Genomic DNA, 22,445 nt, shown 5'->3' on the forward strand with positions numbered 1-22,445 from the left:
CGCCTGTAACCGGAGAAGGAGTGAGGGACGGGTCCGGTCGGGAGACCAGCGGTTCCCGGCGATCAGCGGCGCCCCGGCTGTCGTCCACACTGACCGGCGCCTCACCGCCGCGCTGATCCCGCCCGTTAACCGCCTCCTGCCCGTGAACCGCCTCCCGCCCGTGAACCGCCTCCCGCCCGTTAACACTGATGTTAGGAACAAGTAAAGCGATGCCGGAGTGGAGTTGCCGAGTTTTGCCGGATACGCGACGGTGAGGGCCGTTTACCCCTCCCCCCGAAGTGGACCCCCATGAAAAGTCGCATCCTCGTATTCCTGATCGGCCTGTTCGCGGCGGTGGCCGCGCTGGTCGCGACCAGCGCCCCGGCCGCGGCCGTCACCAAACTGACCCACGCCCAGGCCACCTCGCAGCTGTCCAGCGCGGGCCTGACCTGGAGCTCGAGCGGCAACTGCTCCAACCGCTACAACTCGACCTGCACGTCGTTCGAGCAGATCAACCAGAGCACCATCTCGGGCGTCATCACCCTCAAGCGCTCCAGCGCCTGCTCGGTCAACATCACCGGCGGCACCGAGACCGGTCACGCCAGCGGCACCTACAGCCACTGGAACGGCTACAAGGTCGACATCAGCCACCGGACCTGCGTCGACTCCTACATCAAGAACACCTTCACCCGGATCAGCAACCGGGCTGACGGTTACCCGCGGTGGCAGGCCGCCTCGGGCAACATCTACACCGACGAGGGCTCGCACTGGGACATCCTGTACTACACCTGCGGCTGCTGACCGCCGCTGCCGCCCGGCAGCAGAACCCGCATACCCGGACTCGATAACCTCCGGGTATGCGGGTTCTTGTCGTCGGCTCCGGTGCTCGTGAGCACGCCCTCTGCCTGTCGCTGGCGGCCGACCCGGCGGTCACCGCGCTGATCTGCGCGCCTGGCAACGCGGGCACCATGAGCATCGCCGAGCACCGCCGGCTGGCCGTCTCGGACCCGGCCGCGGTCGCCGCGCTGGCCACTGAGGTGCGCGCTGACCTGGTGGTGATCGGCCCGGAGGCGCCGCTGGTGGCCGGCGCCGCCGACGCGGTGCGCGCCGCCGGCATCGCCTGCTTCGGGCCATCCCGGCAGGCCGCCCAGCTCGAGGGCAGCAAGGCCTTCGCCAAGGACGTGATGGCCGCGGCCGGGGTGCCGACCGCCCGGGCCGCGGTGTGCGAAACCGCCGAGCAGGTCGAGGCGGCGCTGGCTGAGTTCGGCCCGCCGTACGTGGTCAAGGACGACGGGCTGGCTGCCGGCAAGGGCGTGGTGGTGACCTCTGACCGCGGCCAGGCCGCCGCGCACGCCGCCGCCTGCGGGCGGGTGCTGGTGGAGGAGTACCTGGACGGGCCCGAGGTGTCGCTGTTCTGCGTCACCGATGGGGTGAGCGTGCTGCCGCTGTTGCCCGCCCAGGACTACAAGCGGATTGGCGACGGCGACACCGGCCCGAACACCGGCGGCATGGGCGCCTACGCCCCCCTGGACTGGCTGCCCGCGGGCGCCGTCGAGCAGGTGGTGGCCGAGGTCGCCCGGCCGACCGTGGACGAGATGCGCCGGCGCGGCACGCCGTTCGCGGGGCTGCTCTACGTCGGCCTGGCCATGACGGCGGCCGGGCCGCGGGTGATCGAGTTCAACGCCCGGTTCGGCGACCCCGAGACCCAGGTGGTGCTGGCGCTGCTGGAGTCCTCGCTGGCCGGGCTGTTGCACGCGGCGGCGACCGGCACGCTCGCCGAGCACTCGCCGCTGCGCTGGCGGGCCGGCGCGGCCGTCACCGTGGTGATCGCCGCCGCGAACTATCCCGGCACGCCCCGGCTGGACGATGCGATCCGCGGCGCTGACCTGCCGGGGGTGATCCACGCCGGAACCCGGCGCGACGGTGACGGGGTGCTGCGCTCGGCCGGCGGCCGGGTGCTGTCGGCCACCGCGGTCGGTGACACCCTGGCCGAGGCCCGCGACGCGGCCTACCGGCTGGTGGCCGGCATCGAGTTGGCCGGCAGCCAGCACCGCACCGACATCGCCGCAGCCGCCGTGGCGCAGCAGGCTGCCAGGTAGTCCTGGCACCAAGCGGTCGTCAGCCGGTTAGCGAGTCGACTCAGCCGTGATCCGGATCGGCTGGCCGTCGGACACCAGCCGCCAGTCGACGTCGGAGAAAACCGCCGGGTCGATCACGCCGGCCGCGCTCACCCAGTCGATGATCAGCTGGCGGACCTCGACCTGGGCGTCGTAGAGCACCGGCGCGGTCGTCACGGCGGGGAAGTTGCCGCCGCCGGATTGCCGGTAGTTGTTGATCGCGAGCACGAACCGCTGCTCGTCGGTGACCGGCGAGCCGCCGTAGTGAAGGTTCCTGATCCGGGACCCGACTTCCCGGGCGATGTCGATGTCGTAGGTCAGCGGGGCGTCCAACCCGCTCATGATGTCGTAGTTGTGGTCCGAGGTGCCCTTCGGAGCCCTGGAGGTGACCGCCCTGATCAGCTGCATCGGCGAGAACGGGCCGGTGCCGCTGACCTGCTTGAAGTAGGCCGCCGAGTACTCCAGGTACTGCCGCACCTGGGCGCCGGTGAACGCGATGCCCAGCAGGGTGTTGTCGAAGATGTAGAGGCCGGCCACGTCGCGCACCGTCACCTCGCCGGCCGGGATCGCCGCGGCGGCGTTGAACGGGGAGACGATCGACAGGACCGGCAGGGACGCCGACGGTGAGCCGGCCAGTGCCTGTTTTACCGCCACGCCCTGGACGTGGTTGAGAAAGTCCATCGCGGCGGTGTGCTGGTAGCGGGAGGCCGCCGCCGACATGGCGAAAGTGCAAGCTCCGATGACGCTGTTGACATAGCCGCGCACCTTCTCGTGCTGCTCCAGAACCAACGAGACGATCGTGTCGTCGGCGTCGACGAGACTGGTGTTGAGCACCCTCGCGCTGGCTGAGCCGACCTGCCAGCGACCGCGATGGGAGACCAGGTCCAGGTCCATCACGGTCAGCCGGTGTCCGAAGCGCAGCGGCTCGGACAGCAGCACCTGCTTGCCGGTGGCGGTGTTGGGCACGAACCGCTGGCCGATCTCCTGGTGGGCGTGCCCGACCAGGATCGCGTCGATGCCGGGCACCTCCTGGGCCAGCAGCGTCGAGGCGTTCTCCGGCCAGGGCAGCGCGTCGCCGTAGCTGGAGGAGGTGTCGGTGCCGGAATGGCAGCACACGATGACGACGTCGGCGCCGGCCTGCTGGACCTTGGGGATCACCAGCCTGGCCTGCTCGACGATGCCGTTGAACCTGATCCGGCCCTCCAGGCTGGCCTTGTCCCAGATGGCGCAGCCGGGCGTGACCAGGCCGACGATGCCGATCCGGACGAACTCGCCGTGCTCGTCGTGCCGGTGGCCCCGTTGGTGCCCCCGATGGTCACCGACGGGGACGTCTTTGATGATGAACTCGTCGAAGACCGGCTCGCCGGTGTCCCAGTCCAGGGCGTTGGCGCCCAGCAGCGGGTGCCGTAACTGCGACTGGAACCCGCGCAGCGTCTCGATGCCGTAGTTGAACTCGTGGTTGCCCAGCGCGGCGGCGTCGAAGCCGATCGCGTTCATCGCGGCGGCCATCGGATGGATGGGGGCCGCGGCGCCGGTGATCGGATCGATCCGGGCGTAGTAGTAGGCCAGCGGCGTGCCCTGGATGGTGTCACCGGCGTCCAGGGTCAGCGTCGCGCACCAGCCCCGCTCGGCGCGCATCGTGTTCACCAGTGTCGAGATCTTGGCCAGGCCGACGTCGTTGTGCCGGGCGTCGTCGTACTCGGCGTCGGTGTAGTAGTCCCAGTTCAGGATGTGGCCGTGGGTGTCGGTGGTTCCGAGCACCGTCAGCCGGAAGCCCTCCGTTGCCGGCAGGTCAGGTCGGCTCATTGCCTAAGTGCACCAGACCCCGCTGCGCGAGGCCACGGCGGGCGGTGCGACAGAATGGCCGGGTGACCGCCACGCCAGATCAGCCAGCCAAGCCAGCCGCCAAGCCCGCCATCCCGAACGTGCTCGCCCATCGCTACGCCTCCACGTCGATGGCCACCGTCTTCAGCCCGCGGCACAAGGTGGTGCTCGAACGTCAGCTCTGGCTGGCGCTGCTCATCGCCCAGCGGGATCTGGGCATCAACACTCCGGACGGCGCGATCGAGGCCTACCGCAAGGTGGTCGAGGCCGGCGTCGATGCTGTCGATCTGGACTCCATCGCCGAGCGCGAGCGGGTCACCAGGCACGACGTCAAGGCCCGGATCGAGGAGTTCAACTCCTTGGCTGCTGGAGGGGCCTCGGCCGAGCAGTCCCACGAGCTGATCCACCGGGGGATGACCAGCCGCGACGTGACCGAGAATGTCGAGCAGTTGCAGGTGCGTTCGGCGCTGAAGCTGGTCCGGACCAAGGTGCTGGCGGTGCTGGCCCGGCTGGCCCGGCGCGCCGCCGAGTACGAGTCGCTGGCGCTGGCTGGCCGCTCGCACAACGTCGCCGCCCAGACCACCACGCTGGGCAAGCGGTTCGCGACGGTGGCCGACGAGCTGCTGGTGGCCCTGGCCCGGCTGGACGACCTGATCGCCCGCTACCCGTTGCGCGGCGTCAAGGGCCCGGTCGGCACCGCTCAGGACACGCTCGACCTGCTCGACGGCGACGCGGACAAGCTGGCCGAGCTGGAGCGCCGGGTCGCGGAGCACCTGGGCTTTGAGAAGGTGTTGACCAGCACCGGCCAGGTCTATCCCCGGTCGCTGGATTACGACGTGCTCTCGGCGCTGGTGCAGCTCGCCGCGGCGCCGTCCAGCTTTGCCACCACGCTGCGGTTGATGGCCGGCCACGAGCTGGTCACCGAGGGGTTCCGGCCCGGCCAGGTCGGCTCAAGCGCGATGCCGCACAAGATGAACGCCCGCTCGGCCGAGCGGATCAACGGCTTCACGGTGCTGCTGCGCGGCTATGCCTCGATGGCCGGTGAGCTGGCCGGCGACCAGTGGAACGAGGGTGATGTCAGCTGCTCGGTGGTCCGCCGGGTCGCGCTGCCCGACGCCTTCTTCGCCCTGGACGGCCTGCTCGAGACCACCCTCACGGTGCTGGACGACTTCGGGGCGTTCCCGGCGGTGATGGCCCGGGAGCTGGACCGTTACCTGCCGTTCCTGGCCACCACCAAGGTGCTGATGGCCGCGGTGCGGGCCGGCGCCGGCCGCGAGCAGGCGCACGAGGTGATCAAGGAGCACGCCGTCCGGGTGGCCCTGGACATGCGCGAGCAGGGCGCCGCTGAGAACGACCTGCTGGCCCGGCTGGCCGCCGACCAGCGGCTGGGCCTGGACGAGGGCACCCTGACCGGCCTGCTGGCCGACCCGCTGGCATTCACCGGCGCCGCCCAGGCCCAGGTCCGGGCGGTGATCGCCGCGGTCGGCTACGTCCTGGAGAGCGAGCCGGCCGCCGCCGGCTACACCCCCGAGCCGATCCTGTAGCGGCCTTTCGTGCTTCTGCCCGAGGGTCAGCCGCTGAAATCCCGCCAAGGGACGTTGGTGATCAGTATTCCGGTCGGGGTCGCGGCGCGATAGAGCTCGGTCACCTTTCCGGTGAATGGGTTCCAGCTGGCAAGTGCGTCGCGGTATCCCTCGGCGTCGGACTTCGCACGCACGAGAGCCACGGTGTCCATGCCCGCGTCGCCCCGGTCGGCTATCCAGTTCGCACCGTCGAAAGCCGCTGGTATCGGGACTGGCTCTTGACGGCCGTCGGCGCCGACTCGGACGGCCGTCGCGTCAGCTCGGGAAACGAGCGGGTACGACCTCTGCTGGATTGCCAGGTAGCCCTGCCGGAGCCCGAGGTTCGTGGTGCCAGGCACCAGCCGGGGGTCGGTCCGGGCTGGGGTGAGAGTGTCGCCTCGGGAGAACATGAATAGTCGTGCCAGGTCGAGGGACGAGGCAGCCGGCTTGACCGGCCTGCAGGCCGCGACCAGCTCACCGTGTGGTTGCCAGACCAGATTATCGCAGGCCCCGAAACCGATCGGCGGCGCCAGCGTGCGTACCAGCTGCCCGGTCCGCGCGTCTCGGACCGCCAGCCCTGCCTTGCTGCCGACGATGATCTGCGTCCCGTCCCGGGAGCTGACAGTGGCGGGGAAGAGGTCCCGCCCTGAACCACTGAACCGGGCCTGCAGCCGACCCGCAAGGCTGTAGACCGCCAGCGTCTGCTGGTCCTCGAAGAGGATCGATTGGTCATCAGGGCCGGAGAAGCGCGCTGAGAAGAAGACTCCGGGAGCTGTGACGGTTCGGTTGGTTCCGGTCCGCAGATCCACCACGAGGACGCTGGTAGAGGACTGGTTAGTCTCCCCTTGCGGCTCGAACAGCGCTCGGTCGGTGCGCTCACTCCAGCCGGTCAGCAACCAACGCTGGGGGTCGACGGTGCTGATCAGGTACTTGACACCCGATGGATCGATCAGCAGCAGTCGCTCCGGGGTGTCGGATCGCAGGTGCGGGTAACCTTGCTGGTCGCGCGTCGTGTGCGTGGTGTCCTGCACCAGCGTCCATCCCGGCCCGACCCGGTTCCAGGGCACCTCAGTCCGGTTGCCGACGCGGCCGGCGGATGACCCATCGCCACCTCCGGCCACCAGGGTGCCCACCGCCAGCGCGAGGACGGCGGCGGCGGCGACCGCTGCCAGCACGGTGGCGATCCGGCGCTGCGGCCGAGCGGCGACGTCCGGTACGAGGCGAATGACCTCGGTCGAGATGGCCTGCGCCGGGGCCTCGGTCTCATCCAGGGTCACGGCGTCAGACTTCGCTTTCAGCGCGGCGCGCAGGCGGTCTTCCAGTGCGTTCACCGGGCACTTCCCAACACGACGGCCAGCCGGCGCATGCCACGGCTGGCATTGGATTTGACGGCGCCCTTGGAGATTCCTAGCGCTTCGGCGATCTGGGCCTCGGAAAGGTCTGACCAATACCGCAGGGTCAGCACCTCGCGCTGCCGGTCAGGCAGCCTGCGCAGGGCTTTGAGGACTTCCTGGTGCTCGGCGGCGAGCATCAGCTCGGTGTCGGCGGGTGGCTCGTCGGTGACCACGGCGGAGCGGTGCAGGTGCTTGCGGGCGACCTGGCGCCGCCGCACGGCCGACCGGGCGGCGTTGGCCACGCACACCCGCAGGTAGCCCAGCGCCGCCTCGGGGTCGCGCAGCCGGTGGCAGGAGCGCTGGAACGACACGAAAGCGTCCTGCACGACGTCCTCAGCACTTGCCCGGTCGTCCACCAACAGCACCGCCATCCGGAGCAGGTGGAGGCGATGATCGCGGTACAACGCGGCCAGGTCGAGCCCTGCCGGACCGGTCACCGCGATCATGTCATCGCACTGAGGTGGCCGGAAATCCGAGTCATGCAGAGGGGACGTCCGGCTCGGGCGTGAGGTTGCATCGGATTTCGGTCGGTGACCTGCTGGCGGGTCCGCAGCCCCATGCCCACGCCGAGATAGAGGCACTAATCCTGGCGCGGGTAGCCGACGATTGTGGCCTCGCCTTCGAACAGGACGGCGCTCTGCCCGGTGACCATGTTGTAGTCGAGCAGGGTGTGCGGGGCGCCCGGCTGGCTGGTGGAGCAGCGGCCCCCGTAGAGGTCGAATGTCGCGACGTTTCCGTCCATGTTCTGGATGAAGCCTGGCCGTGAGACGCCGGCGGGAAGCTTTAGCGCCGTTATGTCGCCGGTGTCCGGATGCAGGATGTTGTAGCTGTCGCTGTCGCATCTACTGTCATTGGCCAGCAGCACGTTGCCGTTGCCGAGTTTCCACGCCGACCAGTACCCGGGGCCGCCAGCCGGCTGGGCGAGTGGGACGGGGAGGCCGCCGGAGGTCTCCTGCAGGAACAGCCCGCTGGTCAAGGAGCCGCTCTTTCGTGTGCATGACTCCAAGACCGAGGTGGCCGACCACCATCTCAGCGGTTTGCAGTTGACGTAACCGGCCGGCGCGGCGAACCGTCGGATGAGGTGCCCGTCGTTGCTCAACAAGGCCAACCCGTCCTGCGCCTTGCGAGGAACCGCAGGGCTGGACGGGGCAGCGGTGGCGGTGATGTGCACCGGAGAGATGCCTACCACCAGGGCCGAGCCGTCGGCGGTGTACAGGCCGCTGTACCCCACCTCACCCGTGACCCCCTCGATCGTGGCCGGGTAGGTCAGCTGAAGCGTCCCGTCCGGGGCGTAGCGCGCCAGGGTGTGCTTGCCGGTGCTGTCGGCCTGGCGCAGCAGCATGGCCAGTCCCCGGGGCTGGGTGTAGGTCAGGAAGGACGTCTCCGGCAGCCGCGGGCCGGTGTCGAGCTGGCCGGAGCGTAGCCGCAGCTGGTCATACCGGCCGGCCGTGGACAGCATCGCCCGCTCACCGTCGGGGGACCATGCCAGCAACTGCGCTTGCGGCGGTAACTGGTCGCTGATCAGGTAGCGGCCACCGGCCGGGTTGTAGAGGTACAGCCTTGTCGACAGGTCGCCGGCAGGCTTCAACAGCCGCCAGCCGGGTCCTACCTCCGACCACGGCACTTGTGATCGAGCCCCTTCCTGACCGCGGAGCAGGGAGGGCTGGGTGACCGCCGTCGAGCCGTTGCCGTTGCCGTTGCCGGACGGTTGCGGCATCGGCGGGGGGTCGATCAGAGTCTGCGTCGGGCTGGGCGTCGGCGTCGGGGTCGGGGTCGGCGTGCTGACCTGGGTGGCCGGCGGGTTGGGCGTGCGCTTGCCGTTGTTGACCGAGGTCGAGACAGCGGTCACCCCGACAGCCACCGCGATGACGGCGGCGGCGGCCAGCACCGGGGCGAACCAGCGGGCGTGCCGGGGCGAGGCGGCGTGGTGGTCGACGTCGAGCCGGGCCACCGGGTGGCGGGGTGCGAAGGGGTTCCGGCTGTCGGGGTCGGTGAAGCCGGGGATGGCGGGGAAGTCTTCGGCGCCGTCGGGCTCGTCGAGGTCTGCGATGAGTGACTGGCGGCGCTGTTCGGCGAGCTGGTCCAGGCGTTCATCGGTGACCTGGTCGGCCTTGGCGTCGAACGCGGCGCGCAGCCGGTCCTCGGTCTGGCGGTTCATCGAGCGTCTCCCAACATCGTTTCGAGCTTGTCCATGCCGCGGCTGGCGTTCGACTTCACCGCGCCGCGCGAGATGCCCAGCGCCTCGGCGATCTCGGCCTCGGACAGGTCGGCCCAGTACCGCAGGGTGAGCACCTCGCGCTGGCGTGGCGGCAGCTGCCGGACGGCGGCCAGCACCTCCTGGTGCGCGGCGGCGAGCATCAGCTCGCTGTCAGCCGGCTCGGCGTCCTGCAGCCGGGCCAGGCTGAGATGGCGCCGGGCGGTCTGGCGCTTGCGCAGCACCGAGCGGGCGTTGTTGATCACGGTCATCCGCAGGTAGCCGATCGCGGCTGCCGGCTCGCGCACCTGCGACTGCCGCTGGTGCAGCGTGGCGAAGGCGTCGTGCACCACGTCCTCGGCGCTGCCGATGTCATCGACCAGCAGCACCGCCATCCGGACCAGCTTGAGCCGGTGCGCGGCGTACAAGCCGGCGATGTCGATCGTGAGGGATTGCGTCACTGCGCTGTCCGTTCCTGGCCGTGAAGAGCCGGCCAACGCCCCGTGCGTGGAATGTTCTGCTTGTCAGACGCGATCCGGTTGTCAGGGTTGCATCAGGGATTCGGTAAACCGGCCACCGTTACCGAGGTGTGATGCAGGCGTAGTTCCGGGCCGTGATCGCCGCCGTCGAGTACGTGCTGGGGCGTAGCCGGCCGCCGCCGGCTACGCCCCTAGTCACGCCATGCTGCTCGGTCAATAACGCCGGGCTGCTCCGTCGCGGCCGGGGTAGGAGACCACCCTGTTATAGAACCCCGTGGCCAGAGTCATCTTGGCTCCGGTCACGAAGTTGACCGCGATCAAAGTAACCGGGTCGGGCTCGTACGAGCAGTGCATCCGCTGGTCCACGATCACGACATCCCCGGCAACCGCGTGTAACGGTGGCGGGTTAGCGATTCCTGACGGCAGCGCCAGCTTGCTGAGCACCCCGTTCCGCAGGAGGTCCAGCTCGCCCGGTCCACAGCCGGACTCTTCACGCAGCAACAGACCGCCGCTGTACCGCCAGGCGTTCTGGACGCCGAACGGGGTGGCTGCGCTGGCGCCGGCCAACTTCGTCGGGCTGCCGCCGGACACGGGTTGGAGGAAGAGTTCGGAGGGCCAGGAGAAAAATTGGCTTTTAATGACGTGGTTCGTGCATCTGGTCAACACCGTCGCCGCGTCCCACCACTTGATCGGGTCGCACTCCCGTTGCTCGGCCGGCGCGGGCAGGGTTCGAATGAGATGACCGTCATTTCCGAGCAGCGCCAGGCCGTTTCGGGCGCCGATCAGCAGCTCAGTGCCGTCAGGGCTGTACAGGACGGTATGGGTCGACAACTTACCCAGGCCGGGCAGTTCGGAGGGGTAGGTCCGCTGGTGCCGGCCGTCGGTTCCAAATCTTTGCAGTGTGGTCCGCGCCGCAGATCCCTTGCCGACTCTCACCTCTACTAGGATGGCTTGACCTGTCGGCCGGGTGTAGCTGACGAACGCGGCGCCCGGGATGGTGAATGTGCGCAGCACCTGCCCGGTTGCCAGCTCCAGCTCACTAAAGCGGCCTGCCCCTTCCCCGGTGAGCAAGACCCGCCTGCCGTCAGGCGACCAGGCGCGGATGCTGTCAATGGCCACCTGGCTGATCAGGTACCGGCCGCCGATCGGGTTGACCAGGTAGAGCGGGGCCGTCACTGCCTTGGGCGTGGCAGTGCTGGCGATCAGATGCCAACCGGGGCCGACCTGGCTCCACGGAATCTGGGACCGGTCTGCTTGCTGACCGTTCCTGAGCGGCGCCGCCACCTGCGCCGGCGGTGTGGTGGTGGCCGCGGGTCTGGCCGAGATGGGGCTGGCAGGCCGTGGCGCGGGCGGGGTGCTGCTGGGCGTCGGAGTCGGGCCCAGAGTCGGCGTGCTGACCTGGGTGACCGGCAGGATAGCTGCGCGGTCGCCGTTGCCCGAGGTGGAGACAGCGGTGACCCCGACGGCCACCGCGGCGACGGCCACCGCGGCGGCGGCGGCCGCGGCCAGCACCGGAGCCAGCCAGCGGGCGCGCCGGGGTGAAGCGGCCGGACGCTCGAGCCGGGTCACTGGAGTTCCAGCCGGTCGGCCGCGTACGAGGCGGCGATGTCGATCGTGAGGGATTGCGTCACTGCGCTGTCCGTTCCTGGCCGTGGAGAAGCCGGCCGACGCTTTTGTGGATGTTCCGCTTGTCAGACGCGACCGGCCTTCCGGGGTTGCGTTGAAGATCCACCGGGAACACATCGTTATCGCGGTGTGACAGGATTCGGCCCGTGCCCCCGACACCGGCGACCGAGCGCTCTGACAGCGGGCTTACCCACGTCCACTCGGGCAAGGTGCGCGACCTGTACGCCACCGACACCGGACACCTGATCATGGTCGCCAGCGACCGGATATCGGCCTTCGACCACGTGCTGCCGACCGAGATCCCGGACAAGGGCCGGATCCTGACGGCGATGTCGGTCTGGTGGTTCGAGCAGCTCGCCGACCTGGTCGACAATCACCTGATCAGCTATGACGACGAGCTGATCCCCGATGCCTGGCGCGGCCGGGCGATGCTGTGCGTGAAGCTCGACATGATCGCGGTCGAGGCGGTGGTGCGCGGCTACCTCACCGGCGGCGGCCTGCTGGAGTACCAGTCCACCGGCTCGGTCTGCGGCATCGCGCTGCCGGCCGGGCTGACCGACGGCGACCGGCTACCCGAGCCGATCTTCACCCCGGCCGCCAAGGCCGCAGTGGGCGAGCACGACGAGAACATCAGCTTCAGCGCCGTGGTCGAGCAGGTGGGGGAGAAGACCGCCGGCCGGCTGCGCGCGCTCAGCCTGGCCATCTACGCCAGGGCCCGTGACATCGCGGCGGCCCGCGGCATCATGCTCGCCGACACCAAGTTCGAGTTCGGCCTGCATTCCTGCACCGGTGAGCTGATGCTCGGCGATGAGGTGCTGACCCCGGACTCGTCCCGGTTCTGGCCCGCTGATGAGTGGCAGCCCGGACGCCGGCAAGCCAGCTATGACAAGCAGTACGTCCGGGACTGGCTGAGCTCGCCCGACTCCGGCTGGGATCGGCACTCCGACCAGCCGCCGCCACCGCTGCCCGATGAGGTGGTGGCCGCCACCCGGCAGCGATATCTGGATGCGTACGAGCGGCTCACCGGGTTACGGTTCGCCGACTGGTTGGCTCCGGCCGGGTAGTCGGACAGCTCTGCGAACCGGGAAGCCGGCTGCTCGTCGACCCGGGCGTCCGACGCCTGGCGTCCGACGGAGAGAACGAATGAGGTGTACGCGATGCTGGTCGGCAAGCTGGTCACGCTTCGGGCCCTGACCGAGTCAGACCTGGGCAGGCTGACCGAGTTCAAGAACGATGTCGAGTTCGAGCTGCTAGGCGGCGGTGACCCGCCCCGTCCCCGGACCCGGGCGGTGGTCCAGCAGTTCTTCGAGGAGCTGGCCAAGGACAAGGAGAGCCCGACCTTCGCCATCGAGGCCGGCGGGGTGTTCATCGGTGACTGCGGGCTGCACAACGTCAACCGGCGCGACGGCACGGCTGAGGTCGGCATCGGCATCGGCGACCGCGCGTACTGGGGCCGTGGCTATGGCCGCGAGGCTCTGGCGCTGCTGGTGGACTACGGCTTCCGGCTGCAGAACCTGCGCAAGCTCTGGCTCGAGGTCCATGGCGGCAACGAGCGGGCGATCCGGGCCTACCGCGCCGTCGGGTTCGTCGAGGAGGGCCGCCAGCGCCTGCAGGTCTGGTCCGGCGGCCGGTACGAGGACACCGTCCTGATGGGGCTGTTCCGCGAGGACTGGCCCGGCTTGGCTGCGGCTGATTCCGAGTCAGCTCCGGCCGACTGAGCGCAGCCAGCGCCGGACCTGTCCGGGTGAGCCCAGCCGGATCACCGTCAGGTCCGGGCGCTGCTCGACCGCTGCCAGCACGTTGGCCCGTACCTGATGGTGGGTGCTCCACGCCCACCGGATCGGGTGCTCGGGGTTGAGCCAGTCCCGGAACCTCTCGGTGTTGCCGTTGAACATCGGCGTGCGGAAGGCGGCCAGCCGGAAGGACCGCCGCAGTACCCGGTGCATGACGCTGTGCCGGCGCGGAAAGTCCAGCCAGATCAGGGTGTCCGCACGGGCCAGCAGGAGTGGCCGGGCCTCCGGGTACTGCCACTCCGAGACCCACCGGTGACCGGCGGCCACTGCCCGGACGTCGTCGAGGAACCGCGGTCGCGGCACCCAGCCCGGCCCGTGGAACAGCGAGTCCAGCTCGACGTAGGGCAGGCCCAACCGGCGCGAGAGCTCGGCGGCCAGGGTGGATTTGCCCGAGCCGGACGAGCCGGCGACCAGGACGCGTTGCATGGCGGGGAGCCTAGGTGGGCAACGTCGCCCTGGGCAGGCGCCAGCGCCGCCGACGGAGCCCGGCCCGGGCCGGCGGCGTTACGCTTGCCGCTCCGCATACGCCAGCAGCAGGAAAAGAAGGAGCCCGACGTGGCCCGCGTAGTAGTCGACGTTGTGATGAAGCCGGAGATCCTGGACCCGCAGGGCCAGGCCATCCTGGGCGCGTTGACCCGGCTCGGCATCGAGGGCGTCAACTCGGTGCGCCAGGGCAAGCACTTCGAGCTCGACGTCGACGACGACCTCGACGACGCCACCCTGACCAAGCTGGCCGACACCTTGCTGGCCAACCCGGTCATCGAGGACTTCACCATCTCCCGCTGAGCCCCGCCGCTGACCCCGCCTCAACGCCATTGTGCGGCCCGAAACGTCGCTGGTAGGGCCCGCGCAACGACGTTTCGGGCCGCACAATGCGCTCCGGGCAACCGCCCGGCCGGCAGGGAGAAGGCGGGGCGACCGGTAACCTGTGGACGTGAGCGTGCGCGTCGGAGTGGTGACCTTTCCCGGAAGTCTTGACGATCGCGACGCCATGCGCGCGATCCGGCTGGCAGGTGCGGAGCCGGTGCCGCTGTGGCACGGCGACAGGTGGCTCTCCGACGTCGACGCGGTGGTGCTGCCCGGTGGCTTCTCCTACGGCGACTACCTGCGCTGCGGCGCCATCGCCCGGTTCTCACCGGCGATGGAGTCGGTGATCGACGGGGCCCGCAACGGCCTGCCGGTGCTCGGCATCTGCAACGGCTTCCAGGTGCTGTGCGAGGCGCACCTGCTGCCCGGCGCGCTGATCCGCAACGCCGAACGCCGGTTCGTCTGCCGCGACCAGCGGCTGCGGATCGTCAACGCCGACACCCCCTGGACCGCCGGCTACCAGCCCGGCCAGGAGCTGGTCATCCCGATCAAGAACATCGACGGGGGCTTCGTCGCCGACCAGCGGACGCTGGACGAGCTCGAGGCCGAGGGCCGGGTGGTGGCCACCTACCTCGACGGCAACCCCAACGGCTCGTACCGCGACATCGCCGGCATCTGCAACGCCGCCGGCAACGTGGTCGGGCTGATGCCGCATCCCGAGCACGCCGTGGACCCCCTCACCGGCCCCAGCGCCGACGGCCTGGCCTTCTTCAGCTCCGTCCTGACCAGCCTGGTCAGCGCGTGACCGCCACCCGGCGGCGCGTCCCGCTCGACACGGTGCAGGTCGCCGAGTCCAGCGCCGGGCAGTCCCAGCCCTTCGCCGAGCTGGGCCTGGCGCGCGACGAGTACGCCCGGATCAAAGAGATCCTGGGACGCCGGCCGACCAGCTCCGAGCTGGCGATGTACTCGGTGATGTGGTCCGAGCACTGCTCCTACAAGTCGTCCAAGGTGCACCTGAAGCAGTTCGGTGAGAAGGTCCCGGCCCAGGCCAAGGACATCCTGCTGGTCGGCATGGGTGAGAACGCCGGCGTGGTCGACGTCGGCGACGGCCTGGCGGTGACCTTCAAGATCGAGTCGCACAATCACCCGTCCTATGTCGAACCGCACCAGGGCGCGGCCACCGGCGTCGGCGGCATCGTCCGCGACATCCTGACCATGGGCGCGCGCCCGATCGCGGTGCTGGACTCGCTGCGGTTCGGCGCCGCCGAGGCCCCTGACACCGCCCGGGTGCTGCCCGGCGTGGTGTCCGGGATCGGCGGCTACGGCAACTGCCTGGGGCTGCCCAACATCGGCGGCGAGATGGTCTTCGACCCGAGTTACCTGGCCAACCCGCTGGTGAACGCGCTGTGCGTCGGCGTGCTGCGGGCGGATGGGATCAAGCTGGCCAAGGCGGAGGGGCCCGGCAGCCTGGTCGTGCTGTTCGGCGCCCGCACCGGCGGCGACGGCATCGGGGGCGCCTCGGTGCTGGCCAGCGCCAGCTTCGAACGCGAGGGCGAGCGCAAGCGCCCGGCGGTGCAGGTCGGCGACCCGTTCGCCGAGAAGGTGCTGATCGAGTGCTGCCTGGAGATCTTCGCCGCCGACCTGGTCACCGGCATCCAGGACCTGGGCGCCGCCGGGTTGTCCTGCGCGACCACCGAGCTGGCCGCGGCCGGCACCGGCGGCATGGAGATCGACCTGGACCTCGCGCCGCTGCGCGATGAGACGCTCTCGCCCGAAGAGATCCTGATGAGCGAGTCCCAGGAGCGGATGATGGCGGTGGTGGCGCCTGAGAACCTGGAGGCGTTTCTCCAGGTCTGCGCCAGGTGGGACGTCACCGCCACCGTGCTGGGCACCGTGACCGACGGCGACCGGCTGGTGATGCGCTGGCACGGCGAGACGATCGTGGACGTGCCGCCGCGCACCCTGGCCCACGAGGGCCCGGTGTACCGGCGGCCGGTGCGCCGCCCCTATGACCAGGACGCGCTCAACGGCGAGCACGGCAACGGCCTGCCGCGGCCCAAGACCGGTGAGCAGCTGCGGGCCACCGCGCTGAAGCTGATGTCTTCGGCGAACCTGGCCGACAAGTCCTGGGTCACCGACCAGTACGACCGTTACGTGCAGGGCAACACGGTGCTGGCCCAGCCCGAGGACGCCGGGATGATCCGGCTGCCCGGGCCGGACGGCGAAGACAGCAACGTCGGCATCGCGGTCTCGGTGGACGGCAACGGCCGGTACTGCCGGCTGGACCCCTACGCCGGCGCGCAGCTGGCGCTGGCCGAGGCCTACCGCAACGTTGCCGTCACCGGCGCCCGGCCGCTGGCCGTCACCAACTGCTTGAACTTCGGCTCGCCGGAGGACCCGGCGGTGATGTGGCAGTTCGCCGAGGCCGTGCGTGGGCTGGCCGACGGCTGCCAGCAGCTGGGCATTCCGGTGACCGGCGGCAACGTCAGCTTCTACAACCAGACCGGCAACACCGCCATCCTGCCGACGCCGGTGGTCGGGGTGCTCGGGGTGATCGACGACGTGACCCGCCGGACGCCGATGGCGCTGCGCCGCGACGGCGCTCACCTCTACCTGCTCGGTGACACCCGGGACGAGTTCGGCGGCTCGGAGTGGGCGCATGTCGCGCACGGCTTTCTCGGCGGCCGGCCGCCGGCGGTCGACCTGGAGCGGGAGCGGCTGCTCGCCGACGTGCTGATCGACGCCTCCCGGGACGGCCTGACCGACGCCGCGCACGACCTGTCCGACGGCGGGCTGTTCGTGGCGGTGGCCGAGGCGTGCCTGCGCGGCAACGTCGGCGTCCGGCTGATCCTGCCCGAGGGGGCGGACCCGTTCGTGTTCCTGTTCTCCGAGTCGGCCGGCCGGGCGATCGTGGCGGTGCCGCGCGCTGACGAGGAGCGGTTCACCGACCTGTGCGCCGCGCGCGGCCTGCCGGCGCAGCGGATCGGCATGCTCGACGTGCTCGAGTCGGCCATCGAGGTGCAGGGGCAGTTCCGGCTGCCGATGCCGGAGCTGCGGGTGGCCTGGACCTCGACGTTGCCGGCGCTGTTCGGCTGATCGATGGCAGGGTCGATCGGCGCTGGTGCGAAGAGCGGCACTTCCGGTCAGCCGCTGCTCGCCCAGGCGGCGCTGATGCGGGAGTGGTTGGCGCAGCTGCCGTTCGAGGCGTTCAGCCAGCCCAGCGTGCTGCCCGGCTGGGACGTCCGGCTGCTGACCGGGCACGTGCTGATGATCTTCCGGGGGTTGCTGGGCGCGCTGGGCTCGCCGGTCGACGAGCCGCCGCTGGCGTTGCACGACTACGTCGCCCGCTACCGGGTGGATGCCGGGGCGATCGACGCGGTGACCGCCGAGATCGCCGCTGATCGGACCCCGGACGAACTGCTGGGTGAGTTGGACCTGCTGCTGAGCCAGGTGCGGGTGCGGCTGGCCGAGCCGTTGCCGAAGGTGGTCCGGGCGCCGCGCGGTCCGATCAGTGGCGCCGATTACCTGACCACCCGGATCTTCGAGGTGCTGGCGCATTCTCATGACCTGAGCCGGTCCTTGCCGGACCGGGCTCCGATCGAGCTGGACCGCGGCGCGCTCAAGGCCGGGGTGCGTGGCCTGGCCGGAATGCTCGCGGCGAAGCACCCGGGCCGGTCGGTCGAGGTGCGGGTGCCGCCGTTCGCCGCCGTGCAGTGCATCGAAGGCCCGCGCCACACCCGGGGGACTCCGCCCAACGTGGTGGAGACCGACCCGGTGACGTTTCTCTTGCTAGCCACCGGGCGTGCGGACTGGCGCCAGGCCCTGGCCGCCGGTCAGGTCCGGGCCAGCGGCAACCGGGCGGATCTCTCAGAGCAGCTACCGCTGCTGTAGTAATCCTCTTGAAGGTAAGAGGAGAGCCGTCTTCCTAGTCATGTATCACCGGTGATACACTGCAGGGTATGAAGACCGTGACAGTGCGCGAGCTCCGCAACGACGGCGGAGCAGTCCTCGACCGGGTAGCTCGCGGCGAAGAGCTGATCGTCACCCGGGATGGCGCCGAGGTCGCTGAATTGCGCCCGCGGCGACGGCCGGCCCCAACGGCTGCCGATCTCATCGAACGCCGCCGCCACTTGCCGAAGGTCGACCCTGATCTGCTGCGCCGCGACATCGACACCGTGCTCGATTCCGCCGTATGAATGTTCCTGCGGCTCGGGGAATGCTCGACACCTCCACCGTGATCCTGCTCGGTGAGCTGGCCGATCCGAGCGTGCTACCCGACGAGTGCGTGATCAGCGCGGTGACCTTGGCCGAACTGTCGGTCGGCCCGCATGTGGCTGACACCGCTCGTGAACGATCGGCCCGTCAAGCGCACCTGCAGCAAGCCGAAGCGGACTTCGATGCACTTGCCTTCGACGCCGCGTCGGCCCGGGCGTTCGGCCGCGTCGCGGCGTCGCTGCGCCAGGCCGGCCGCAAACCCGCTGCCCGCGCTTACGACGCCTTGATCGCGGCGTCGGCTATCGCCCATGACTTGCCGTTGTACACCTGCAACCCGGCTGATTTCACCGGCATCGACGAGCTATCTGTTCGAGCGGTTCCGAATCCTCGCCATGCGGATCGTTGAGCCGTCGAAGCGCTGGCAGTCCCGACCGCACGGCGGCACCACCAACCTGGGCAACCTGACTAGTCGTAAAAACGCCCCCATTAGAGGTCACGGTAGCTTGACGCGGGTAACCGGCACTACCCTCGGTCCGTGGCAACGCGGAAGACCGAGGCTGTACGCCTGTTGGCGGCTGTCGAGGCGGAGGCATTACGACCTCTGGAACTCCGCCGGACCCGTGCGTCCGACGCCGACCTCGTGACCATCAAGCGTCTGCTGGCGGCGGCGATGGACGACGAAGCCACTGCCTCGCCTGGGGCCCTGCGCGGTCGCATCTCGCACGTCGTCGCGGACACGTGGTCCTTCGATGCGGCTCTTTCAGATGAGTTGGTCGCCTTCGATGATCGGTTCATGACCGCCGGGTAGGTGCCGTTCGCGGCCGAGGCGATCGCGGAGGCGGAGCGGTCCGGCGACCCGGTCCTGCTCGCCGAGGCGCTGGGCGCCGAGCTGGGAGTGCACTGGGGCCCGGACGGCCTCGCCTACCGGTTGCGGATCACTGCGCGGCTGGAGGACACCGTCGTTCCGCGAACACGGAGTAGTGGCTCTACCCTCCTCGCATGGCTCTCTTCAAGCGCAAGGGACCCATCCCCACGTCCGACCAGGGTTCAGACCTGAGCACCCTCATCCTTGAGGGTCAGGACATGATCGAGCAGGTCGGACAAGCCCACACATCCCGATGGGGTCTCGGCACGGCGACGGCCTGGGGCTTCGATCAAACCACCGGAGTCATCACCTGGACCTTCGCAGACAGGACGGCGTCGGCCGCGGCGCAGATCCTTGGTTCCTATAACGCAGGCGCCGGATCATGGCTGTGGGCCTGGGCGAACAAGGGGTTGCTCCCGAGCGTGCGTAGTAGTTCGGACCGTTTCCGCTCTTGGGCGCAGGAGAACGGCCACCGAGGGCTGACAGAAGCCAAGATCGAGTGCAACGCCGAGGTCGCCGCCACCATGGCGGCAATCGCGTTCCGTGTTACCCACGCGACCGGCTTCTACCGTGCGCCAGCCGGTGCTTCAGATGTCTTCTTCACCTTCGGACCTGTCACGATCACTGATTCCGACGGGTCCAGCTCGACCTTCACGATTTCGCTCGACTGATTGTCGACCCGCCGAAGGCGAAGAATTGGCAACCCTGCCTTCAATAAGAGGTGCCGTTTCTTTGCTGTCTCCGGCGGCGGAAGGCGTACCCGCCCGGGCAACCTCGTCCACTCTTAGGACACCCCACGGGTAACCGGCATTACCCTCGGTCGATGGCTACGCGCACGCACGTCTCAGGCGTAATGGACGACGACACTTCTGAAGGAGCGCTCGATGCGCTGCTCGACGAGTTGGAGGCGGCGGATGCAGAGCATCCCGACGTCGCCGTGACGCACGAGTCCGAATGGTGCTTGAACGTATTCCGGACGGGTCTTGTGGTCTGGGAGAACGTCGAGGAGGGCGAGCCTCGACACATGGAAGGCGTGACACGCCAAGAGGCTCAGCGACTGCTCGCCCTGGTCGCCCGTGGCGAACTGGTCGAGGTCGAGCGACAGAACTGGCAGCCGGGCTACGGAAGGTAGGTGCCGCTACCTCACCCGTTGCAGAGCCGCCATTAGCGTTCGGTCATGCAGAACGTCCCGCAGGTGAAGTTGTCCCTCTGGCGGGCAGATGCCGTCGTGCTGTTCGACTGGCTGATGGAGACGGACGAGGACACCGTCCCCGTCTCCCATAGGGCGCAGGTGCAGGCGCTACGGGACCTCCTCACGCAGTTGGAGGTGCAGACGGACGTGGCTCACTCAACGAGCGAGGAAGTCGAGGCAGCGAAGGTTGAAGTAGCCCGAGACATGGGCGCATAGCTGCGACTGGGCACCGCGGGTAGGTGCCGCTACCTGCACCCGCGGCACCGAAGGTAGGTGCCGTTATCCGCAGGTGATCGCAGTGCGCCGGCGTCCCCATAGCTGCTGCCGTAGGCCCCAGCATCCGCTCATACCCCGGACGCCGCTTGCCCGAATACGCCGACAGATCGTTGTCCACATACTCCTCGGCCACCGCCCAACCCAACGAGCCGGCCAACTTGCGGCAGTCCTCCAACTGCCGCGCCACGCCAAGCCCGGAACCCTCAACATCGCTGCTGATCCGGGCATACACCACCGCTGCGCGCACCTTCGTCACAAGGGGGCAGCTTAACGATTAGCGGTTAACCTCACCTCGGTCTGCGACTACCACCGCCTCAACTGGAGAATGCCCTCGCCAGGCAAGCCGTAGAAGCTGCTCATGCACGTGTCGGTTTGCGGTTACGGCTGCGGACCGCTCGGGCTGGCTGTTTCTGCGCATCATGCGCCGCCAACGTCTCTGAAGGCGGCTTTAGGGACACGGCCCTGCGCAGCGCACGTCGTTGCCAATCCAGCGTCGAACACGACACCGTCCATCTCACGCCCGACGCCCTAGGGTTCAAGGGATGGGCACGTCTTCGCATTGGGGCATGACACCGCGCCAGAGCATCGAGCAGGAGTGCGCTCGTCGAGGCGTGGAGGCGGTTGTCAGCGGGTGTCTCAGCCTGCTCGAAGGAAGGCCGGCCGATGACGACCTGATCCTGGCGCTCGGTGGACCTCCGGCTGACTGGGTTCACACCGGCGCACCCAGTGGACCGGACTACTGGCTGCGCGTCTGGGCTGCACGCGGACTTCTGTACGCGTGGGACGACTCGGCTCGCGCCGGGGTGCTGACAGCCCTCCATGACGAGGCATGGCGGGTGCGAGAGATGGCGCTGAAGGTAGTGGCGCGGCATCACCTTCACGAGGCAACCGCGCACATCGATGATCTGCGGGACGACCCCTCGGCACGGGTACGCGCGGGAGCGTCCCGCACGTTGCGAGTTCTCGGCGCTTGATCAAACTGTCAGCTGGCAAGCCATCAAGGGTTGGGCGCTGACCCTGATGTCTGGAGTTACCAGGGCACGGGTTCGCCAGACTGGCAGAATCGACGGGGTGAGCAGCGAGCAGCCGTCGGGGCGGTGGGCAGTAAGCCGTGTAAGGACGCCAGATTGCCTACCGCCGGAGTCCTGATCCTCAGGCCTATCTGAGCAATCGCACCCGGATTGGTAGCTCCAGCTTGGCCCACGCGCGATCGGCGGTCAGCACCTCGGGAGGGTCGCTACGTACCGCAAGAGCCAAGCAACAGCGATCGCCGAGCGAAAGCGAACGACCGCCAGGCAGTGAGCGCAGGGCACCGGCCAGTTCGGCGTCCTGCTCCAGAACTGGCGCAATCGTTACGCCGGTGGCCGCCAGGAGTTGCCGCACGCGAACAACCTCGATATCGGCATCGACCAGTTTGCCGATGACCTCGGCGAGGTTCGCGGCGCCCAATATCCCCGACTCAAGGCTGGCGGCGACCAGGTCCGCACCTGGTTCGTCCTGCACCAGGGCCAGGATCGCGGATGCGTCCAGGACCGTCATTCGATTGTGGCAGCGAGGCGGCGCTCGGCCAACAGTTCATCGACGAGAGATCGCCCTCGGGGTAGTCCCGCGCCGAGTTGGCGTAACTCAGCAACGGCATCCTGCTGGCGTTCGAGCACCAATCGCGGGCCTGATAGATGTAGATGCAGCCGATCACCAGGCAGCAGCCCGAGTGCCGTCCGAACTTCGGCGGGTATCACCAGGCGGCCCTGCTTGCCGAGTACGATCGTGGCATCCACAGCTCCATAGTGCCACGGCCTCGCTGGTATGCCACGTCGGATCGCGCTCGCGACTTCATCTCCATGGCCTGTCTTCGCGGAGATGAGCCTGCACGCCTCGCCATCCATGCCTCAGACGGAAGTTGGATGGTGGGCGCCGGCGTTAGCCTCTGTCCATGACGACCGAGAACCAGGGGTGGCAGTTCGCTGATGCCTGGGTCTTCACAGCCGTTGCCATCAGTGGGGACAGCGGGTGCGACCTTACGGACCTGGTGGCTGCCGCCGACGGTATCAACCACGCCATCCTCACCGCCGATGAAGTCAGCCAAGGTGTCGGGCGGCTCGAGGCATCAGGGCTGATGACA

The 22,445-nt window shown here is 69.1% G+C and carries 26 protein-coding genes; 17 read left to right on the forward strand and 9 right to left on the reverse strand.

Translation table 11 applies throughout. From position 1 onward, the window contains the following. The first annotated feature begins 288 nt into the window (after nt 1-288). Both VF557_14280 and purD read left to right on the forward strand, forming a co-directional pair. Nucleotides 289-780 (forward strand): hypothetical protein, encoded by a 492-nt coding sequence (locus VF557_14280; GenBank protein HEX8081374.1) that lies wholly within the window; start codon nt 289-291, stop codon nt 778-780. Between the two features lie 56 nt (nt 781-836). Then, complete coding sequence (gene purD, locus VF557_14285; GenBank protein ID HEX8081375.1) at nt 837-2,078, forward strand: phosphoribosylamine--glycine ligase; 1,242 nt, start codon at nt 837-839, stop codon at nt 2,076-2,078. A 27-nt stretch (nt 2,079-2,105) separates the two neighbouring features. On the opposite strand, the gene VF557_14290 is transcribed toward purD, so the two are convergent. Beyond that, on the reverse strand, nt 2,106-3,902 hold the full coding sequence (locus VF557_14290; protein HEX8081376.1) for a 5'-nucleotidase C-terminal domain-containing protein: 1,797 nt from the start codon (nt 3,900-3,902) through the stop codon (nt 2,106-2,108). Between the two features lie 62 nt (nt 3,903-3,964). Here VF557_14290 and purB point away from each other — a divergent pair, with 62 nt between their 5' ends. Then, complete coding sequence (gene purB, locus VF557_14295; protein ID HEX8081377.1) at nt 3,965-5,464, forward strand: adenylosuccinate lyase; 1,500 nt, start codon at nt 3,965-3,967, stop codon at nt 5,462-5,464. Nucleotides 5,465-5,490: 26 nt separating this feature from the next. Here purB and VF557_14300 read toward each other — a convergent pair whose 3' ends face one another. The 5 genes from VF557_14300 to VF557_14320 form a co-directional block, all read right to left on the reverse strand. Continuing rightward, nucleotides 5,491-6,813 carry a hypothetical protein gene (locus VF557_14300; GenBank protein ID HEX8081378.1) on the reverse strand — a complete coding sequence of 441 codons (1,323 nt, stop codon included), beginning with the start codon at nt 6,811-6,813 and terminating at the stop codon, nt 5,491-5,493. Further along, on the reverse strand, nt 6,810-7,313 hold the full coding sequence (locus VF557_14305; protein HEX8081379.1) for a SigE family RNA polymerase sigma factor: 504 nt from the start codon (nt 7,311-7,313) through the stop codon (nt 6,810-6,812). The genes VF557_14300 and VF557_14305 overlap by 4 nt, the downstream gene beginning before the upstream one ends. Nucleotides 7,314-7,456: 143 nt before the next feature. Then, a complete protein-coding gene (locus VF557_14310; GenBank protein HEX8081380.1) occupies nt 7,457-9,034 on the reverse strand; it encodes a hypothetical protein in 1,578 nt (525 codons plus the stop codon). After that, nucleotides 9,031-9,531, reverse strand: coding sequence for a SigE family RNA polymerase sigma factor (locus VF557_14315; protein ID HEX8081381.1), 501 nt, complete (start codon nt 9,529-9,531; stop codon nt 9,031-9,033). Before VF557_14315 ends, VF557_14310 begins: the two co-directional genes overlap by 4 nt. Before the next feature lie 231 nt (nt 9,532-9,762). After that, nucleotides 9,763-11,118, reverse strand: a complete 1,356-nt coding sequence (locus VF557_14320; GenBank protein ID HEX8081382.1) for a hypothetical protein — start codon at nt 11,116-11,118, stop codon at nt 9,763-9,765. A gap of 203 nt (nt 11,119-11,321) precedes the next feature. Between VF557_14320 and VF557_14325 the strand changes: the two genes are divergently transcribed. Further along, entirely contained in the window at nt 11,322-12,239 is a 918-nt protein-coding gene (locus VF557_14325; GenBank protein HEX8081383.1) for a phosphoribosylaminoimidazolesuccinocarboxamide synthase, read from the forward strand. Between the two features lie 93 nt (nt 12,240-12,332). After that, nucleotides 12,333-12,893 (forward strand): GNAT family protein, encoded by a 561-nt coding sequence (locus tag VF557_14330; protein HEX8081384.1) that lies wholly within the window; start codon nt 12,333-12,335, stop codon nt 12,891-12,893. Here the strand turns inward: VF557_14330 and VF557_14335 are convergent. After that, the gene (locus tag VF557_14335; protein ID HEX8081385.1) at nt 12,876-13,394 is read right to left on the reverse strand and encodes a hypothetical protein; all 519 of its coding nucleotides are present in this window, start codon (nt 13,392-13,394) and stop codon (nt 12,876-12,878) included. The two genes, VF557_14330 and VF557_14335, sit on opposite strands and share 18 nt — an antisense overlap. A 129-nt stretch (nt 13,395-13,523) precedes the next feature. Between VF557_14335 and purS the strand changes: the two genes are divergently transcribed. The 11 genes from purS to VF557_14390 all read left to right on the forward strand — a co-directional run bounded on the left by purS (nt 13,524) and on the right by VF557_14390 (nt 21,297). Beyond that, a complete protein-coding gene (gene purS, locus VF557_14340; protein ID HEX8081386.1) occupies nt 13,524-13,754 on the forward strand; it encodes a phosphoribosylformylglycinamidine synthase subunit PurS in 231 nt (76 codons plus the stop codon). A gap of 148 nt (nt 13,755-13,902) precedes the next feature. Further along, entirely contained in the window at nt 13,903-14,580 is a 678-nt protein-coding gene (gene purQ, locus VF557_14345; GenBank protein HEX8081387.1) for a phosphoribosylformylglycinamidine synthase subunit PurQ, read from the forward strand. Further along, the gene (purL, locus tag VF557_14350) at nt 14,577-16,871 is read left to right on the forward strand and encodes a phosphoribosylformylglycinamidine synthase subunit PurL (protein ID HEX8081388.1); all 2,295 of its coding nucleotides are present in this window, start codon (nt 14,577-14,579) and stop codon (nt 16,869-16,871) included. Before purQ ends, purL begins: the two co-directional genes overlap by 4 nt. A gap of 3 nt (nt 16,872-16,874) precedes the next feature. After that, the gene (locus VF557_14355) at nt 16,875-17,666 is read left to right on the forward strand and encodes a sterol carrier family protein (protein ID HEX8081389.1); all 792 of its coding nucleotides are present in this window, start codon (nt 16,875-16,877) and stop codon (nt 17,664-17,666) included. Between the two features lie 68 nt (nt 17,667-17,734). Beyond that, on the forward strand, nt 17,735-17,971 hold the full coding sequence (locus tag VF557_14360; GenBank protein ID HEX8081390.1) for a type II toxin-antitoxin system prevent-host-death family antitoxin: 237 nt from the start codon (nt 17,735-17,737) through the stop codon (nt 17,969-17,971). Nucleotides 17,972-17,991: 20 nt separating this feature from the next. Continuing rightward, nucleotides 17,992-18,396: a type II toxin-antitoxin system VapC family toxin gene (locus VF557_14365; GenBank protein ID HEX8081391.1), complete on the forward strand. Its 405-nt coding sequence runs from the start codon at nt 17,992-17,994 to the stop codon at nt 18,394-18,396. 129 nt (nt 18,397-18,525) lie between these two features. After that, the gene (locus VF557_14370) at nt 18,526-18,798 is read left to right on the forward strand and encodes a hypothetical protein (protein HEX8081392.1); all 273 of its coding nucleotides are present in this window, start codon (nt 18,526-18,528) and stop codon (nt 18,796-18,798) included. Between the two features lie 191 nt (nt 18,799-18,989). Continuing rightward, nucleotides 18,990-19,526: a hypothetical protein gene (locus VF557_14375; GenBank protein HEX8081393.1), complete on the forward strand. Its 537-nt coding sequence runs from the start codon at nt 18,990-18,992 to the stop codon at nt 19,524-19,526. Nucleotides 19,527-19,678: 152 nt separating this feature from the next. After that, nucleotides 19,679-19,987, forward strand: a complete 309-nt coding sequence (locus VF557_14380; protein ID HEX8081394.1) for a hypothetical protein — start codon at nt 19,679-19,681, stop codon at nt 19,985-19,987. 45 nt (nt 19,988-20,032) lie between these two features. Next, complete coding sequence (locus VF557_14385) at nt 20,033-20,263, forward strand: hypothetical protein (GenBank protein ID HEX8081395.1); 231 nt, start codon at nt 20,033-20,035, stop codon at nt 20,261-20,263. Between the two features lie 626 nt (nt 20,264-20,889). After that, on the forward strand, nt 20,890-21,297 hold the full coding sequence (locus VF557_14390; protein HEX8081396.1) for a HEAT repeat domain-containing protein: 408 nt from the start codon (nt 20,890-20,892) through the stop codon (nt 21,295-21,297). Nucleotides 21,298-21,481: 184 nt separating this feature from the next. On the opposite strand, the gene VF557_14395 is transcribed toward VF557_14390, so the two are convergent. Continuing rightward, complete coding sequence (locus tag VF557_14395) at nt 21,482-21,862, reverse strand: type II toxin-antitoxin system VapC family toxin (GenBank protein ID HEX8081397.1); 381 nt, start codon at nt 21,860-21,862, stop codon at nt 21,482-21,484. Then, nucleotides 21,859-22,101 (reverse strand): AbrB/MazE/SpoVT family DNA-binding domain-containing protein, encoded by a 243-nt coding sequence (locus VF557_14400; GenBank protein HEX8081398.1) that lies wholly within the window; start codon nt 22,099-22,101, stop codon nt 21,859-21,861. The genes VF557_14395 and VF557_14400 overlap by 4 nt, the downstream gene beginning before the upstream one ends. A 155-nt stretch (nt 22,102-22,256) precedes the next feature. On the opposite strand from VF557_14400, the gene VF557_14405 reads away from it, so the two are divergent. Next, a partial coding sequence (locus tag VF557_14405) for a hypothetical protein (GenBank protein HEX8081399.1) occupies nt 22,257-22,445 on the forward strand: 189 nt, incomplete at its 3' end.

It is taken from the genome of Jatrophihabitans sp., assembly GCA_036389035.1.
GTDB lineage: Bacteria > Actinomycetota > Actinomycetes > Mycobacteriales > Jatrophihabitantaceae > Jatrophihabitans_A.

Coding starts and splice junctions, on each gene's coding strand:
- VF557_14355 (HEX8081389.1), top strand. CDS start 16,875: ATGGCAGGGTCGATCGGCGCTGGTGCGAAGAGCGGCACTTCCGGTCAG.
- VF557_14310 (HEX8081380.1), bottom strand. CDS start 9,034: ATGAACCGCCAGACCGAGGACCGGCTGCGCGCCGCGTTCGACGCCAAG.
- VF557_14330 (HEX8081384.1), top strand. CDS start 12,333: ATGCTGGTCGGCAAGCTGGTCACGCTTCGGGCCCTGACCGAGTCAGAC.
- VF557_14360 (HEX8081390.1), top strand. CDS start 17,735: ATGAAGACCGTGACAGTGCGCGAGCTCCGCAACGACGGCGGAGCAGTC.
- VF557_14290 (HEX8081376.1), bottom strand. CDS start 3,902: ATGAGCCGACCTGACCTGCCGGCAACGGAGGGCTTCCGGCTGACGGTG.
- VF557_14335 (HEX8081385.1), bottom strand. CDS start 13,394: ATGCAACGCGTCCTGGTCGCCGGCTCGTCCGGCTCGGGCAAATCCACC.
- purD (HEX8081375.1), top strand. CDS start 837: ATGCGGGTTCTTGTCGTCGGCTCCGGTGCTCGTGAGCACGCCCTCTGC.
- VF557_14280 (HEX8081374.1), top strand. CDS start 289: ATGAAAAGTCGCATCCTCGTATTCCTGATCGGCCTGTTCGCGGCGGTG.
- VF557_14395 (HEX8081397.1), bottom strand. CDS start 21,862: ATGACGGTCCTGGACGCATCCGCGATCCTGGCCCTGGTGCAGGACGAA.
- VF557_14365 (HEX8081391.1), top strand. CDS start 17,992: ATGCTCGACACCTCCACCGTGATCCTGCTCGGTGAGCTGGCCGATCCG.
- VF557_14380 (HEX8081394.1), top strand. CDS start 19,679: ATGGCTACGCGCACGCACGTCTCAGGCGTAATGGACGACGACACTTCT.
- VF557_14385 (HEX8081395.1), top strand. CDS start 20,033: ATGCAGAACGTCCCGCAGGTGAAGTTGTCCCTCTGGCGGGCAGATGCC.
- VF557_14390 (HEX8081396.1), top strand. CDS start 20,890: ATGACACCGCGCCAGAGCATCGAGCAGGAGTGCGCTCGTCGAGGCGTG.
- VF557_14375 (HEX8081393.1), top strand. CDS start 18,990: ATGGCTCTCTTCAAGCGCAAGGGACCCATCCCCACGTCCGACCAGGGT.